This window comes from Corynebacterium sp., assembly GCF_030826625.1.
In the GTDB taxonomy this organism is placed as follows: domain Bacteria; phylum Actinomycetota; class Actinomycetes; order Mycobacteriales; family Mycobacteriaceae; genus Corynebacterium.
In genome coordinates this window covers 1-16646 of the sequence record NZ_JAPJNQ010000012.1, presented here as the reverse complement: position 1 = coordinate 16646, position 16646 = coordinate 1, and the positions used below count along the sequence as shown (strand labels likewise).

Below are 16646 nucleotides of genomic sequence, written 5' to 3'. Positions count from 1 at the left end.
TTAACCAGAGTAGTCGGATGTTGCCTGAGCGAACAGATCGCCACGCTGGGCCATGCCAGAAAACATATCGAGCGAAGCAGCCGCCGGCGCGAGCAGCACGGCATCACCAACCTGCGCTTGGCGCTGCGCTGCAGCAACCGCCTGACGCATGCACTCCTGCGGGTCACTGCTTTCGATGATTTCTACCGGCACTTGTGGCGCACATGTACGCAGAGTTTCGGCAATGATGTGCTTGTCGACGCCTAGCAGCACTGCCGCTCGCATCCGGTGGGATTCTTCACGCACCAACTGCTCAACACTGGCGCCTTTCAGCTGGCCACCAGCGAGCCACACGATGGAATCCAAGCCTGCCATCGCCGCCTGCGCAGCGTGCGGGTTGGTGGCCTTAGAATTGTCGATATAATCCACCCCGCCGATACTGGCGACCACTGCCCCACGGTGTGCAGCTACCCGATAACGCGCAAGCCCTGCGGCAATATCTGCCGGAGCCACGCCGTATTCGTAAGCTGCGGCCGCTGCCGCTGCGGCATCGAGAATTCCCGCCGCTCCCGGCGGTTGGAGTCCCGCAATCGGAGCCAGCTTCACCTCTGCAGGCGGTTGTGCATGCACATCTCCTGCAGACACCAGCATTCCATCACGCACACCAACTTGGCCAGATTGCGGCTCGTGCTGAGTGAACCCACGGTGTGGCGTATCCGCTGCACTACGCGCTGCTGCCGCATCGTCCAGCCCAACCACTCGCTTTGGCGCACGTAACACCGACGCTTTGTCGGAGGCATAAGCAGAAAAGCTTCCGTGCCAATCGATGTGATCATCGGCGATGTTGAGCAGGACGCCAATATCCGGCGTCAAAGTCGGCGCCCAATGCAACTGGAAACTGGAGGCTTCCAAAACCAGAATATCGACACGAGGCTGCGCCGACAACGCTGCAAAAACCGAAGCACCGATATTTCCGGTGGCCATCGCACGCTTGCCGACGGTTGCCCCATGCGCGTCCATGATTGAAGTCAGCATGCCTGTCGTGGTGGTCTTGCCATTGGTTCCGGTGATCACCAACCAATCACGGGGGCTGCCGTAAACACCAGCACGATCAAGCCGGAACCCAAGCTCAACGTCACCGATGACTTGAAGTCCAACCTCACGCGCGGCCACCAACAGCGGTGCGTGCGGTGGCCAACCAGGGCTGGTGACCACGAGCTCGAAGTCCGCAAACTCTGCCGCGGTGAAATCAACTTCGCCAGCACGCACCGCAGAAAGGGTGGTGGAAGACGATTGGTGTTTTTCTACCAGCTCCTGCGCCGCGGCGAAATTATTATCCGCGATGACGACTTCGGTGCCGAGTTCCACGAGCGCTGCGACGCACCCAGCGCCAGAGACTCCAGCGCCAGCGACCAATACGCGGGAAAATTCTGTGGGATGCACACTCGCACTCTGGTGAGCTGCAGGGTTTGGGCTCTGGTTGGTCATCGCTTCGTCTCCAGTCTGTCGATTGGCAGGCAGTAGCTGCCGGTTGCTCTAGATTTCCGGTTGGTCCCTATCCGGTGAGAAGGAGCCATTCACCGTAGAACAACGACGTACCGAAAATTACCGCCATCGCGGACAACAGCCAGAAGCGGATAACCACGGTAGTTTCTGCCCAACCACCATTTTCGAAGTGGTGGTGAATCGGTGCCATGCGGAAGAAGCGTTTACCGCTGGTGCGATAGACGACAATTTGAATGACAACAGAGGCGGCCTCGACTACGAAAATCGAGCCGATGATAATCATCAGCAATTCGGTGCGTGTGGTGACCGAGATACCTGCAACCAGACCACCGAGTGCAAGCGAACCGGTATCACCCATGAAGATTTTCGCCGGCGCGGCATTCCACCACAGGAAACCAAGGCTCGCGCCCAAGCCAGCAGAAGCCAGGATTGCAATATCCAATGGGTCTCGCACCTGGTAACACGCAGCATCGACGGCCTGCGCACAGGAGTTGCGGAACTGCCAGAACGTGATCAGCGTGTAGCCACCCATCACCAGCGCCGTGGAGCCGGCTGCCAGGCCGTCTAGGCCATCGGTGAAGTTCACGGCGTTCGACCAGGCAGAGATCAGGATGTACATGAAGATAACGAAGATGATGCCACCGACGATCGCACCGCCGGCTGCAATATCGAAAGTCTCGATATCGCGCAGGAATGACAGATTCGTTGAACCAGGTGTCAAGCCTTCTTCATTCGGGAATTGCAGCACGAGGATCGCAAAACCAATCGCCAAAACGAGCTGCCCGATGAGCTTGCCTGTCTTATTCAGCCCCAGGTTCCGCGATTTGAACAGCTTGATACCGTCGTCGGCAAAGCCAAGAGCAGCCAGCCCCAGCACTAAGCCTAAGACCAGCAATCCGGAGGCCGTGAACGATCCGGCATTGGTGAGCAAACCATAGATATTCACCAACACATAGGCGACGGTGATGCCGAGCACTATCGCGATGCCACCCATCGTGGGCGTGCCGCGCTTCCGGATGTGCGAACGTGGCCCATCTTCCCGTATTTCTTGACCCCGGCCTACATTGTTGAAGTAGCGGATCAGCACCGGAGTCGTAAAAATTGCGACCAGGAAGCTGATAACACCGGAGAGAATAATCTGAGTCACTGGTTACTATTCCTTATACTCTTGCTCTTTGCTTGCGAGTTGCTCAGCGACCCGCCACAAACTCCACGCGTTCGAGGCCTTCACCAGAACCACGTCGCGGTGTTGCGCCGAGCGGAGGATCTCTTCCACTGTACGCGTCGCACCATTCACATCTGCAACATGGCGAGTGTCGATGCCTGCTTCCAGCGCGCCTTCCACCAACGCTGCAATGTTGTCGGTCTTGCCGACGGCCACCAGCGTGTCGACGGCAAACTCTGCCAATTGCATTCCCAGTTCGCGGTGCACAGCGCTGGCATCGTCGCCCAGCTCACTCATTTCACCCAAAACAGCAATAGCTTGCGCCGGCTGCGTAGCGGCTGAGGACAATGCAGCTAAGCCCGCCCGCATCGATTCTGGGTTCGCGTTGTACGCATCATTGATGATCGTGACATTGTCCGCCCTTTCGCGCACATCCATCCGGTGTGCAGAAACTGCGAGGTAGTCATTAAGGCACACGGCGATCTGCTCGATCGCGACGCCTGCTTCAGCTGCGACGGCTGCTGCTGCCACCGCGTTGCTGACCTGGTGTGCACCCACGACTTGCAGATTAATCTCCACCGGACCTGCCTGACGACTGTGCAGCTGGAAACGAGCGCGAGCGAGATCATCCAAGACAACGTCGCTGGCAAAATAATCCGCTGCAGTATCACCGCAGGCACTGAAGGTCACTACCTTGCCACGAGTGCGCGTCGCCATCGCTGCTACAGCTGGATCATCGGCGTTGAGCACAGCGACGCCGCCATCAGCAGCAGGTGGTACGGCTTCGATAAGTTCGCCTTTCGCCTGTGCGATAGTGTCCTTGGAACCGAATTCGCCCAAGTGGGCGCTTCCGACGTTGAGCACCAACCCGATACGCGGCGGGGCAATTTCTGCCAATTGCGCGATGTGCCCAAGCCCGCGCGCAGAAAGCTCTGCGACGAGGAATTCTGTATCAGAACCACAACGCAATGCTGTATACGGATGCCCAATTTCGTTATTGAAGGATCCGGGTGGGGCGATCGTGGGCCCGGCCGTCGACAAGAGCGCTGCCAGCATGTCTTTGGTGGAAGTCTTTCCGGCAGAACCGGTGACACCAACCACACTGAGGGCTTTCGTGCTGATGAGTTCGGTGACAACCGCGCGAGCAAGTTTCGCCAACGCTGTCAGTAAGGCGCGCACTGAACCATCGGAATCATGCGCATAAACGTAGGCAGACGCTGTGGCGGATGCGGCATCGGATGCTGTGACGGACGCTGTATCGGATTCTGTGACGGATGCTGTGGCGGACGCGGCATCGCTGGGCACGATGATCGCTGGAGTTCCTACTGGGCGCGCCGCTAGCGTGACCACTGCCCCAGCCTCATGCGCTTTTTCCGCAAAGTCGTGGCCATCAACCTTCGCACCAGGCAAAGCCAGAAATAGCCCACCGGCGACGATCTTGCGCGAGTCAAATTCTACGGGACCAGAGACAACAGCCTGCGGATCGGAAACATTATCCAACTTCCCGCCGACGATCTCTGCGATGCGCGCGATAGTCCATGGAATCATTATTTTGCCTCTGCTTCACTCGCACGGTAACCAAGGGCTGACAAGGCTTCGGCAAGCACTTGGCGGTCATCGAATTCGTGCACCGTATCGCCAACGATCTGTCCGGTCTCGTGGCCTTTACCAGCCACCACAATCGCATCCCCAGGCTGGGCCCAGCCGACCAGCAGCTCAATCGCGCGGGCACGGTCCCCTTCTTCAACCAAATGATCGGTCTCTGTTAGTTGCGCTGCGCGCAATGCTTTCCGGGCCCCATCCATCACCGCCGCCCGGATCGGAGCAGGATCTTCGGTGCGAGGGTTATCATCAGTGACGACGACGTAATCTGCTTGTTCTGCCGCGATACGCCCCATAACCTCACGTTTCGAGGAATCGCGATCACCACCGCAGCCGACGACTACTCCCACACGGCCGGCAACCTGTCCACGCAGGGTTGCTAGAACTGCCTCCAGCGCCCCAGGTTTGTGGGCATAATCGACAACAGCAACGAAATCTTGCCCAGCGGCAAGCGATTCCATACGCCCTGGTACCGCGACGTTTTCTGCACCAGCCAAGAACGCGCTCAGCTCGACGTCGGCAAGCGAGGCCATCGCGCACGCCAGGGCTGCATTCGCGACGTTGAAACTGCCGGGCAGAGGCAAATTCAGCGTGAGCGTCTCATCCGCGATACGCAGCTGAACATTCTGAATGCCGCTGGGTTCGAGCTCGGAGGCAACAACCGCGACATCGGCGTGCGAAGATTCACCGAGGTTGGTCTGAATACGCAGGCACCGGGCGCCAGTGCTCTCGGCGATATCCGCCATGCGCTCGCCCCACTGCTGGTCGACGACAATGGCAGCTTTCGCCGCTGCCTGCGCGCCGCTGAATAAACGTGCCTTTGCCTGGAAATATTCTTCCATCGTCGGGTGAAAATCCAAGTGATCCTGCGACAGGTTGCTGAACCCAGCAACGGCGAAGGTGGTGCCAGCTACCCGGCCAAGCTCGAGTGCGTGTGAGGAAACCTCCATGACAACGTGTGTCACGCCCTGTTCCAGCATCATCGCGAACAACTGTTGCAGTTTCGGGGCTTCGGGGGTAGTCAAATTCGTCGGCACTTTGGTGCCATTGATGCGGGTGCCGGTGGTTCCAATGATGCCGACTGTGGCACCGGCCGCGCGTAAACCAGCTTCAAGGATGTAGCTCGTGGTGGTTTTACCGGAGGTACCGGTAACACCTATGACCTGCATCTTTTCCGAAGGGTGGCCATAAATTTCAGCGGCGATGCGGCCCAAAATTCCACGTAGGTTCTCGACGACCCATACCGGGCGTGTTTCGTTGCTGCGCTGCAGAATCGCCGCGCCCGCTTCGTCAGTCAAGATTGCAGCGGCTTGGGTAGCAGTCGCGAATTCCGCACCGTGGGTGCGAGTACCGGGAAGTGCTGCAAAAATCTCACCGGCAACAATCGCTTTCGAATCCAAGCCAATGCCTGTGATGGCAATTTCAGATTCGGGTACTGGTTGCGCAGCACCGTCGGCTAGTCTGCCGCCGAATTGTGCGATCAATGTGGCCAAAGTGGTGCTCATCGAAAACTCCTTAGTGCTACTGCTGGATCGGGGCATTTGGATCGGGGCATTATGGCGCTTGTAGTGTCAGTTCTGGCGCGGCCGGTGATGGCGGAACGTTATCGCGATCAAGCAACCAAGACGCGATCTGGTGGAACAATGGGCCTGCACTAGCGCCTCCTCCGCCGCCTTCAAGTACTCCCCGCTTAGGTTCATCGAGCATGATCGCAACAACGAACCGTGGGTCATCAACGGGGGCGATGCCAGCGAAGGTGATCCAGTATGCAGAATTCGAGTAGGCGCCAGTGTTTGGATCCACCTTTTGCGCCGTACCAGTTTTGGCACTGATGTTGTATCCCTCGATGTCAGCATTCGGCGCTGTACCGTTGTTGATGCCTGCGGGGTCAGCCTGCACCGTTGCACGGAACATATCGACTACCTTAGCTGCGGTTTCTTTGCTCACCACGCGGGTTTTTTCTGGGCTTCCGTCGCCGCTGACAGAAGCGTCAGATCCGCCTTCGCCCTTGCCGCCCTTGCCATCTTCGGAATCTTTGGCGCCGCTCGCACTGTCCGAGCCGTCGCCGTCACTGTGGTTGCCAGCGCTACCGGAACGTTTATCGTCGTCACGCTTAATAATGCGTGGTTCTACCCGCTCACCGCCATTGGCAAGGGTCTGAAAAACCGAGGCCATCTGCAACGTCGTCCAGGACATGCCTTGGCCGATCGGCAGGTTCGCAAACGTCGAACCCGACCATTGCTCACGGGGTGGGCGCAGCCCTGAAGATTCATTCGGAAGCTCGATACCAGTGGTATCGCCGATACCGAATTTGTTGAGGTACTCGTCGAATTTGTCCTGGCCCAGCTTGTCTGCCAGCTGCAGCGTGCCGACGTTTGACGACTTACCGAAAATACCGGCGGTGGTATAAGGCAACGGCCCGTGCGGCCATGCATCATTCACCGTGACATCCGCGACCTGAATCGAACCTGGCACCGTGTGCACTTCATCCGGAGTGGTGATACCTTCTTCCAGTGCTGCGGCAGCGGTGATGATCTTGGCGACGGAACCTGGCTCATAAGGGAACGAAATCGAACGGTTGTCGAAGTGCTTGCCGTCTTCGAGCTGCTGAGCAATGTCGCCATTCGGGTCAATGGTATCGGTGTTCGCCATCGCCAAAACTTCGCCAGTGGTGGCATCGAGGACTACGGCTTCTGCCGATTCCGCTTGGGAATTGCGCTTGGCTTGTTCTAGCTGTTGCTGTACATAAGTCTGCAGGTCCAGGTCAAGGGTCAGCTCGATGTTTTTGCCGTCGACGGCTGGAGTCTCATCACGCAAAGTGCCGGGGATGACCTGGCCATTGGTAGAAACATCTTCCGTAGACCGGCCGTTGATGCCCGACAATTGTGAGTCTCGTGAGGCCTCCAACCCGAATTGTCCGCTACCGTCCATTGACACTCGCCCGACCACGTTTTCCGCAATGGAACCGTTCGGGTATTGGCGAATATCTTGGTGGTCTGCGGCAACGCCATGGAAGCGCTCAGAGATCTCAGCGGCAATATCCGGATCGACGTTGCGCACTAGAACTTCGTATTGGGTATCGGCACGCAGCTTGTCTAACAAATCTTTGGATTTCAGATCTGTGTCGTCGTCGGTCGCATCCTCGATCATCTTCGGAATCTCCCGCGACATTTCGCGCAACGTGGCGGTGACGTAGTCATCTTTTTGCTCGTCGCTTAAGCGCTCGTCAGCTTCCAGTTGTGCGCGTTCCCGAAGTTCTTTACGTAGCGTCGTCGGTGACACAGTCAATGAACGGGCTTGCATCGTGTAGGCGATTTGTTTGCCTTCCCGGTCAAGGACCGCCCCGCGGCGCGCAGGGTCCACATAAATGCGGGCACGCTGATCTTCGGCGCGCGCAGAAAGATCCGGCCCCCACACAACTTGCACCCAGGCCAAGCGCCCCACGAGTGCCACCGAGAACACCAGCAATAATGCTGCTATCAAGCGCAAACGCTTATGCATGAGAAACCGTTGCGCCTGGTGTGGTGTGCGCGGGGATTTAGGGCGCGCCGAAGCACGCGGTTCGCGCGATGCAGAAGATGTCACGGTGGAAATGTCACCTTCCTAGTTAGCGAAAGTTGGGCTGGTATGGCGCCTGAATCACAGCTTCGTTGTTCTCGGGTTCAGCTGGTTGCCCCGGCGCAGAATCATGCTCAGGGGCGGGCCCGCGCTCACCGTCACCGCGATCTTGCGGAGCTGGCTGTGCGCCGGCAGGGCCACCAACTTCTGCGGCAGCACCTTCCGGTACCTGCAGAGCTCCAGCCTGCGGATATGGGATACCGCGACGACCTTCTGGAATCGATTCCAGCCGCTCGCGCAGCTCGCCAATACCATCAGGGTCGCTGGAAGCTTGCCCCGGACGAACAGGTTCACCGTTGACATCAATAATAGGACGAGTTTCTGCAGAAGCCGGGCGATCTTCTACGATGTCGCCGTTTTCTTCCCGACGCAAGATGCCTGGGTTAACCGGAATCTCCAGGCCCTCTTCCACTGCATGGCCCGCGATTTCGGCTGCTGAACGCACGTTTTCTAAGTCGCGGTGCAGAGTTTCCAGCTCGTTGTTAAGCTGACTTTCTTCTGCTGTGAGCATTTGCACGCGGAACGTTTGTTGGGTGGCGACACCAGACAGCCAGATCGCGAAAATGATGCCACCGATCATCATGACGATTGCCACGATTGACAGTCGTGCACGGGTTGTCACGCGCTTGACGGGATTCACCCGACGCCCACGCACGCTGACGACTTGTTGTGACCCAAGACGACGCGGGCCACGGCCTGTTTGGGCGGATTTTTGCCGAATTGCTGGCTCTGGCTGGCCTGGTTCCGCGAAGTTTAAACCACGGTAGTTTTGTGCTGTAGAGCCAGTCACGGCACTTGCACGACTGCGACTAGCAGTCCCGCGCCCGGCACGAGTGTATTCCGCACGACGCGGCATGGTTGCCGTTGCATTTGTATTTGCTGCATTCTTCGTAGACGCAGCAGCAGAACCTGCTCCGCGCTGACGTTCTTCAGTGCTGGTATACATCTCTAGTCACGACCTTCCCGGTCGACCGCACCGGCGGTCTGTTGATCTTGCAGCTTTTCGACGGCACGCACCCGCACCGACGCAGCTCGCGGGTTATCCGCGATTTCGTCCTCACTAGCTTGCTCCGCCCCACGTGTGACAACACGGTATTCCGCGGCGGTGCCGGGTAGGTCCATGGGAAGACCCGCGGGGGTTTTGGACTGCGAAATATCGCGGAAGTGCTTTTTCACCAAGCGGTCTTCCAATGACTGGTAGCTCATGAATACGGCTCGCCCACCGTCGCAGAGCATGCCGGTAGTCATCGGCAGCACATTCTCGATTGCCGCTAGTTCCTGATTAACCTCGATGCGCAGCGCTTGAAAAGTACGTTTAGCCGGATGGCCACCACTACGCCGGGCTGGCGCTGGAATGGTGGAATACAGCAAATCGACGAGTCGCTGCGAAGAGCTAAAAGGTTCTTTTTCACGTTCCCGCACTACAGCGGACGCGATTTTGCCAGCAAATTTCTCGTCACCGTAGACCTTCAAGATTCGTGCTAGGTCTCCATGCGAATAAGTATTGAGAATATCTGCCGCTGTGGTTGGCCCTGCAGAATCCATGCGCATGTCCAACGGTGCATCTGCCCGATAAGCGAACCCGCGCTGGAGTTGGTCCAACTGCATGGATGAGACGCCGAGGTCAAACAATGCCCCGGCTATCCCCTGCTCAGCAGCTTCAGTAAGGATCTCGGGGTTGCCCGCATAAGCAGCATCAGCGGGGTTTTCACCGGCTGTGGAAAGTTTGTCTGAGAACTCATCGAACCGACATTGCACCGCACAAAACCGTGCCTCGTAAGGCGCTAGTCGCTGACTCGCTGATTGCAATGCTGCGGTGTCGCGATCAAGCCCGATCACTCGCACGCGTGGAAACTGTTGCAAAAAATACTCAGTGTGGCCACCCGCCCCCAGGGTGCCGTCGACAAGAATTCCGGTGCCATTTGCCGCAGCGACAGCTGGCGCGAGCAATTCCGCCATTCTCTCGCGCATCACTGGGATGTGCCCGTGGCTCGTTGATGGTGAAGTTGGATCTGTTGTATCCGTCGGGTTCGCCATGGCTACTGTCCTCCCCTCGCGCGAAAGTCTCATGATATTGGGGTGCATATAGGGCTCTGTCCGAGGCAGGTTTCTGATGTCGGGGAAGTACACCAGAGGCATCCGCCTCGAACAGAGTCCTTATACGCACTCCGTGCGCCGCCTTAGAGAAGGCCAGCCAGCACTTCGTCAGCGTCGGCTGCGGAATAAGCAGCCTCGGTCTGTTCTTGGTATGCGGCCCAGGACTCTTTGTCCCAGATTTCGAGAAAATCCACGGAACCAACGACCACGCATTCCTTCGACAGGTTTGCGTATTCGCGGTGCGCCGCTGACAGCGTAATACGACCATTACCGTCGGGGCGTTGTTCATCCGCACTTGCAGCCAAGTTACGAATAAACGCACGAGCCTCCGGGTTGGTACGCGAGACCGTTGCCGCTTTTCGTGCGCGAGCAGCGAACTCTTCCCGGGGATAGACCGCTAAAGAGTGATCCTGCCCCTTCGTTACCATCAGCCCACCAGCTAATTCATCGCGAAATTTCGCTGGAAGTGTCAGGCGTCCTTTGTCATCAAGCTTGGGAGTGTACGTGCCGAGAAACATTCTCGGTGACCTCCTGTCGCTCAACTCCTCCGGTACACGGGTTTTCTCCGTGTCGTTGCTACCTTCGCTTAATTTCCACGATTGAACCTGAGCGAATTATCTTCGGGGTTCAACTACAGAAACCAAGTCCGGTTGCTTCGACTACGCCCACTCTACCCCACTTTCCCCCACAATCAACCCCAGACACCACACCATAATCATCATTCACGAAATCCCAGGCACATTTCTGCAGGTAGCAGACAAGAAAAAGGGTGGGGAAAATTCCTAAAATTCTTTGCCTCTACCCAAAAGCAGATATACTCTTACGCGGTTGACCACTGGAAATACTGTTGCGAACAAGCTTTACGGATGTTACCAAGCCAGTTTTTCGTCAGTGGTGGGACAAAGTGGGTGAAGGGGGTGATCGTCCCAAAAAGTGGGGCCCAGTGGGGCGCGGGGGCAAAACCGCGAGAATTCAAGCGCTACTAAATCGCAACAAACCCCGCGATGATCACCTAGACCATCGCGGGGTTATCTTTCGCTATGAAATGTAGTGATGAACTACAGGATCCAACTCCAGGTTGAGCGAAAACGTTGAGCTAAAGCGCAGAGCTAAAACGTTGAGCTAAAGCGCAGCATTCCTGCGCCTGTAACGGTTAGTTTTCGTCGAAACGGGAGCGGAACCGCTCTTCCATTTTGTCGCCCAACGTGCGCTTGCCACCGTTGCGCGAAGCTGATGCATTCTTCGAAGTTTTCGACGAAGAAACGGCATTAGACAATGACGCTGCAGACAGTTGACTACCGGAACTATTCCCGCCACGCAGCATCCAAACGCCAGCGCCGAACATAATCAAAAAGCCAATGATGCTGATCGCGATATACCACAGGCTAAATTGCGCTGCTGCCGCACCACCAATGACGGCAAGCAAACCAACCACAGCCAGTGCTACCCCACGGAGGGTAAGCCCGCCACCTTCCCCGAAGCCGGTAAAGGATGAGTCTTCTTCAGACACTGAGGAGCCGAATTTTGGATCCTCAGCGAGCAACGACTCCTCAATTTCGCGGAGTGCTTGCTGTTCTTGCTCTGACAGCGCCACGGTGGTTCCTCCTGGTTGGGCGAATGACATCCCATGCGGCTCGCCGGCAACCACATGGTTGTTTAGCTGTTGAATAGCTAAAGCGCGAAATGGATGAGCGAAATTTAGCGCATCCCTTTCGGCTTTCTATCTAATTAACGCCCAGACTATCGCTAAAGTTCCCGGAATTTCTACTTTTCTTGTGTAGATCACCACTGTGCCTGACACATATCAAGCCCCGACTAAGCCGCCTGATGCTGTGCGCCGCCGGTTGCATTACGAGGCGCCAACTGCACGGCAGCGACTTCCGCACGAAATTCCGCCACCTGCTTCAACAACGCATGTACATGCAGCTGAGAAATTTCCGCACCCAACCCCAATTCAATTTCACGGGACAGCTGCGAATAAGGCTGGAAGAGTTCAGCCCACCGCTCACCACTCTTATTAACTAAGGCCAATTGCTGCCATGCGCTCTTCGGTTTCCGCCGTCGTTTTTCCACCGGCGAGACCATTACGCGCGCTCCGGCTAAGCGCAAACCCGCCCAGTATGCGAATTCCAGCGCCTGTTGCTGGTCGCCATCCCGGAGAAATTGCCGTGCTCGATCAACGAGGAGATCTGCAGTCTCTAGCAACTTGTAATAGCGGGCGATTGTAGAGCCAGCCAACTTCGCAGTGCGCGCTGCCCTAGTGCTTGAGTTAGCCACAACACGCGATCTTGCCCGCGCTGTGCCGCCAGTATGGTTAAATTTAGTCGTTGCTGAAATCACCTGTGACATCGTTGCCCACCTCGCCTACATTCATAGTTTTGCGGTATCCAGGCCCAGACTCAGGATGGTTTTCTACCGGGCTGAGCCTGGAGCCTTTGCCGTTCAGCGCCTCGCACCATTCGGTTGCGTTAACCGCTTCACCGATGAAGCTGCGCTGTTGAAATTGAGACTATGGCTCGCCACTAACACCCACCCCACAAACCTCGAATTAATGTTCGAAGAATTGCTCCCGCCCAACATGAAGATTGAATACCGTCGCATAAGCCCGCAAGAGTTTTCCCTGCTGGCACCGGATTTGGTGAGCATCTACCTCGACGCAATGGACTACCCCCACACCATGAGGAACAGTCGAGTAAACGCCTGGCGCCGCGATATTTTCCACCCCGGATTCACCGCGGTCATTGCCGTCGTCGGCGACACCATCATCGGGCTTGCCTACGGATTTCTCGGCTACCGCGGCTACTGGTGGGATAATCACCTGCGTGCCTTCTTGGAGCAAGCAGGCAGCACGAGCGAACATCGTGCGAAACTTGCCAGCTACGTCGAACTGGCAGAACTTCACGTCTTACCGCAACTACAGGGCCATGGCGTCGGCAAGCAACTACTACTGCAACTCGCATGGAACCTACCCGCCAAATATTTACTGCTCTCCACTCCAGAAGTTCCAGATGAAGCCAACCGTGCATTCGGCCTATATCGCTCCTTGGGCTTTCAGGACCTCGCTCGGCACGTACACTATCCGGGCGATCAGCGCGCATACGCGATTTTGGCAGCCCCTCTGCCCTTGGAAGCATCGACCAACCAGTAGGCTCACTGGTAAAAAGTTAACTATATGGCAGTAGCTATATGGCAGTAGACAGCCAGCTTCCTGGCCTGGACTCGTCTTTTACCCAATCACCTTTGCAAGGACTATCTGTGGCATTCGAATCGCGCGATCCCAACGCATCGTTTCTCGCACTCAACAAAATTCCGGCTGCTGTGCATCAAGAATTGGAAAACTTTTTCGCACAACGTCGGCACGAGCTCAACGACATCGGCGAACCGGTTGTCCGCGCCATCGACTATCTGGAGCGTTTTGTTCTCGACGGCGGCAAGCGGATCCGCCCGTTATATCTCTGGGCGGGTTTTTGGGGTGCAGCCACAGAAAACATCAATCCACAGGGTTACCGGGGTGAGAATCCCCATGCACATAATCACGGTTCCGAAGATCAGGACGCGGTTATCCGTGCGGCCGCTGCCCTGGAACTGATCCAGGCCTGCGCACTCATCCACGACGATATTCTTGATGCCTCCGAAACCCGGCGCGGCAAACCTGCGGTGCACCGTCAAGTTGCTCATGCTCACCAACAGTTCGATCTGAAAGGCGATGCTGGCCATTTCGGTATTTCCATCGCCATCTTGCTCGGCGATATGGCCCTGGCCTGGGCCGATGATCTGTTCCACGGTTCGGGAATCAGCCCGGAGGCTTTGCTACGCGCGCAACAGCCGTGGCACGGCATGCGGCAAGAAGTCATCGGCGGCCAAATGCTGGATATTTCCTTGGAGGCACGTGCCGACGAATCGCGCAGCTTGGCAGCAAACGTGAACCGTTTCAAGACTGCTGCGTATACCATCGAACGCCCCTTGCACCTCGGAGCTGCGATCGGTGGTGGCTCCGACGAACTCATCGCAGCCTTCCGCGGTTACGGACGCGATATCGGGATTGCGTTCCAATTGCGCGACGATCTGCTCGGGGTATTCGGTGATCCAGACGTCACAGGCAAGCCCGCCGGCGACGATTTGCGTGAAGGCAAGCGGACCGAGTTGGTGGCACTCACGCTAACCCGCGCGGATACGACTGATCCCACCGCTGCCAATGAACTGCGAAGCATGCTCGGCAACACCGACGACCCGGCTGATATCAACCGAATGCGCGAGATCATCACGGACTCCGGTGCCGTCGCTGAAATCGAAGCGCACATCAGACAGCTGCGGGATTCTGGATTGGGTTATTTGCATCAGGTAGCGCTTGCCGACGAAGTCCGCGACAATTTGGAAGCGTTGGCAATCAAAGCAACAAGGCGCCAAAGCTGATGACGATGGTACAACCGAGCGTGCGGGTTCGGATCCCGGCTCCGTTGTGGCTCGGCCTGGCCGCGACCGTAGCGCTCACGCTGTCGTCGTTTGCTGCCGGAGCTGCACGCAACCGTGGCGGAATCTTAGACGAACTCGGAGTTAGTTTTCTCAGCTTCGGGCACTCCCGTGGGCTTGCCAGCGTGGTGTATTGGATAGCACTGTTTTTATTGGTCTTCGCCTGGGCATTGTTGGGTCGCGAGCTCGTCGACAAGCAATCAGCTCCCCGGCGCGTGCGCAAGCACATCATCGTCTGGGTGGCCCCGCTATTGCTGGCCGGGCCTTTGGCTTCGCGGGATGTCTATTCCTACCTGATGCAGGGCGCTATGCTGCGCGACGGCTTCGATCCTTATAATGACGGCGCGGCGGTCAATCCCGGGCCGTATTTGTTGGAGGTTTCGCACGATTGGCGCAATACCACCACGCCCTACGGCCCGCTGCATTTGTGGACTGGCGAGATCATCACCACCATCGTTGGAGACAACGTCACTGCGGGAATTATCGCCTACAAGCTGCTGTCGGTGCTCGGGTTTGCCGGGATCGTTTATGCTATCCCGCGAATCGCCCGCATCTTGGGTGGTAACCCGGCGTTGGCCTTATGGCTGGGCGCGGCGAATCCGGTGATGATCCTGCATTTAATCGGCGGTATGCACAACGAATCCGTCATGGTTGGGCTGGTCTCGATCGGCCTGCTGTTGGCATTGCGCAAGCGTTTTATCTTTGGCATCGCGCTGATCGCGGTGGCGGTGTCGTTGAAGGCTACCGCCGGTATCGCCTTGCCGTTCGTGGTGTGGATGATACTGCGGCATTACACCGCGCTGAGCGATCCGTTGTGGAAACGCATCGTTGGGCTCGGCGTCGCCGGTATTGTTGCCGTGGTCGAAACCGTCGCGGTGATCGCGGCGGTAACAATGGCTTCGGGTTCGTCGTGGGGCTGGCTGACAGAGATTACCGGCAACTCGAAGGTGGTCAACCCATTGGCAGCGCCGACATTGCTCACTGACGTGCTCGTCGGCGGTGTGCTGGGCTTGGCAGATGTTTCTCTAACCTATAACCAAGTGCTGAGTCTTACGCGTAGTGTCGGCTCACTGTTGATGCTCGCCGGGTTAGTGATCGCCTGGTTGGTGTTCCGAAAAACTCAACGCGCGGCCGTTCATGGAATCGTTACTGCTTATTCGGTTGCCTTCGTGGCTAACTCGGTGACGCTGCCGTGGTACTACGCATCGCTGATTTCACTGGTTGGTGTAGCGCGCCCGCCGATGTGGGTGTGGAAATTCGCTACCGGTGCCTCAGTGTTTATCGCGTTGGGTTTTGCCGCAGGGGGCAATCATCAGTTCTACAACTTGGTGTGGGTGCTGGCTACGGCAGCCTTCGCGTGGGCATTGACCGTGTTGGTCTTCCCACTAGGCGCGCGCATTTCGTATCCAGCACCTACTGAATCTGCAGCTACTGACTCTACGGCTATTGGCTCTACGCCTACGGGCTCTACAAAGCCAATGCCTGCGCACGCCGAATAGCCTCCCGCGCTAGGTGCCCGTGCAATGCATCAATTGGCCGTCCAGGCAGGGTTTCATCGACAGTGAACAGGTGCTGAAAAATCTCATCGTTGCTGTACCCGCCGTCGGAAAGCACCGTGATAATACCGGCGACGTGTTTACTGATCGCATCCTTGTCGTTAAAAAACGCAGCCGGCACATAACGGCGGCCGTCGAGCTCCACTGCGATAATGCGCTTCGCCGACAGCAGATCGTGCACTCGAGTAATCCGGAGCCCGAGCTTGTCAGCAACTTCCGGTAGGCTCAGCAGCTTTTCGTCGGCAAGCAAAGCGGCAAGCGATTGTTCACGCGACTGTTTCTTATTTTCCTTCACGGCCACCACTCTACTCCCCAGTTCAAGGCCGAATTCAACACCCGGCTCGTGGCGTCCTCGTTGCCTCTATGCACATTTGCGGTGGCTGATCAGTCATACTGGAAACCATGACTAGGCTTGCTCAAGGCGAAGTACTCGAATCCCGCTATCGTATCGATCGTGCAATTGCCCGCGGAGGCATGTCGACGGTCTACCGCTGCCTCGATCTTCGACTCGGCCGGGCGGTCGCCGCGAAAGTCATGGACGGCGATTATCTGGACGATCCCATCTCGCGCGATCGCTTCACCCGTGAAGCACGAGCCATGGCGCAGCTGCGCCACCCCAATGTGTTGAGCGTTTACGATTTTTCCTCCACCGG

At 57.2% G+C, this 16646-nt stretch carries 14 protein-coding genes and 1 pseudogene; 4 read left to right on the top strand and 11 right to left on the bottom strand.

The genetic code is table 11. The features are described from left to right. The 10 genes from murD to RCH87_RS02745 form a co-directional block, all read right to left on the bottom strand. Nucleotides 1–1467, bottom strand: a complete 1467-nt coding sequence (gene murD, locus RCH87_RS02790) for a UDP-N-acetylmuramoyl-L-alanine--D-glutamate ligase (RefSeq protein ID WP_306515232.1) — start codon at nt 1465–1467, stop codon at nt 1–3. 67 nt (nt 1468–1534) lie between these two features. Beyond that, nucleotides 1535–2632 carry a phospho-N-acetylmuramoyl-pentapeptide-transferase gene (mraY, locus tag RCH87_RS02785; RefSeq protein WP_306515231.1) on the bottom strand — a complete coding sequence of 366 codons (1098 nt, stop codon included), beginning with the start codon at nt 2630–2632 and terminating at the stop codon, nt 1535–1537. A 6-nt stretch (nt 2633–2638) separates the two neighbouring features. Continuing rightward, on the bottom strand, nt 2639–4198 hold the full coding sequence (murF, locus tag RCH87_RS02780; RefSeq protein WP_306515230.1) for a UDP-N-acetylmuramoyl-tripeptide--D-alanyl-D-alanine ligase: 1560 nt from the start codon (nt 4196–4198) through the stop codon (nt 2639–2641). Further along, the gene (locus RCH87_RS02775; protein WP_306515229.1) at nt 4198–5757 is read right to left on the bottom strand and encodes a UDP-N-acetylmuramoyl-L-alanyl-D-glutamate--2,6-diaminopimelate ligase; all 1560 of its coding nucleotides are present in this window, start codon (nt 5755–5757) and stop codon (nt 4198–4200) included. The genes murF and RCH87_RS02775 overlap by 1 nt, the downstream gene beginning before the upstream one ends. Before the next feature lie 49 nt (nt 5758–5806). Continuing rightward, nucleotides 5807–7753 (bottom strand): penicillin-binding protein 2, encoded by a 1947-nt coding sequence (locus RCH87_RS02770; protein WP_306515248.1) that lies wholly within the window; start codon nt 7751–7753, stop codon nt 5807–5809. Between the two features lie 106 nt (nt 7754–7859). Beyond that, nucleotides 7860–8816, bottom strand: a complete 957-nt coding sequence (locus RCH87_RS02765; protein ID WP_306515228.1) for a hypothetical protein — start codon at nt 8814–8816, stop codon at nt 7860–7862. Nucleotides 8817–8818: 2 nt separating this feature from the next. Then, nucleotides 8819–9907, bottom strand: a complete 1089-nt coding sequence (gene rsmH / locus RCH87_RS02760; protein WP_306515227.1) for a 16S rRNA (cytosine(1402)-N(4))-methyltransferase RsmH — start codon at nt 9905–9907, stop codon at nt 8819–8821. A 143-nt stretch (nt 9908–10050) separates the two neighbouring features. Beyond that, a complete protein-coding gene (mraZ, locus tag RCH87_RS02755) occupies nt 10051–10485 on the bottom strand; it encodes a division/cell wall cluster transcriptional repressor MraZ (protein WP_018120494.1) in 435 nt (144 codons plus the stop codon). Nucleotides 10486–11120: 635 nt separating this feature from the next. Then, entirely contained in the window at nt 11121–11561 is a 441-nt protein-coding gene (locus RCH87_RS02750) for a DUF3040 domain-containing protein (protein ID WP_306515225.1), read from the bottom strand. Nucleotides 11562–11782: 221 nt separating this feature from the next. After that, nucleotides 11783–12244, bottom strand: coding sequence for an SAV_6107 family HEPN domain-containing protein (locus RCH87_RS02745; RefSeq protein WP_306515224.1), 462 nt, complete (start codon nt 12242–12244; stop codon nt 11783–11785). A 301-nt stretch (nt 12245–12545) separates the two neighbouring features. On the opposite strand from RCH87_RS02745, the gene RCH87_RS02740 reads away from it, so the two are divergent. The 3 genes from RCH87_RS02740 to RCH87_RS02730 all read left to right on the top strand — a co-directional run bounded on the left by RCH87_RS02740 (nt 12546) and on the right by RCH87_RS02730 (nt 15936). Further along, nucleotides 12546–13115: a GNAT family N-acetyltransferase gene (locus RCH87_RS02740; protein ID WP_306515223.1), complete on the top strand. Its 570-nt coding sequence runs from the start codon at nt 12546–12548 to the stop codon at nt 13113–13115. Nucleotides 13116–13222: 107 nt separating this feature from the next. Continuing rightward, nucleotides 13223–14380 (top strand): polyprenyl synthetase family protein, encoded by a 1158-nt coding sequence (locus RCH87_RS02735; RefSeq protein WP_306515222.1) that lies wholly within the window; start codon nt 13223–13225, stop codon nt 14378–14380. Nucleotides 14381–14385: 5 nt separating this feature from the next. Beyond that, entirely contained in the window at nt 14386–15936 is a 1551-nt protein-coding gene (locus RCH87_RS02730) for an alpha-(1->6)-mannopyranosyltransferase A (protein WP_373690900.1), read from the top strand. On the opposite strand, the gene RCH87_RS02725 is transcribed toward RCH87_RS02730, so the two are convergent. After that, nucleotides 15905–16288, bottom strand: coding sequence for an Rv2175c family DNA-binding protein (locus RCH87_RS02725; protein WP_306515220.1), 384 nt, complete (start codon nt 16286–16288; stop codon nt 15905–15907). The two genes, RCH87_RS02730 and RCH87_RS02725, sit on opposite strands and share 32 nt — an antisense overlap. A 107-nt stretch (nt 16289–16395) precedes the next feature. Between RCH87_RS02725 and RCH87_RS02720 the strand changes: the two are divergent. After that, nucleotides 16396–16646, top strand: a pseudogene (locus RCH87_RS02720) (serine/threonine protein kinase); the annotation flags it as partial.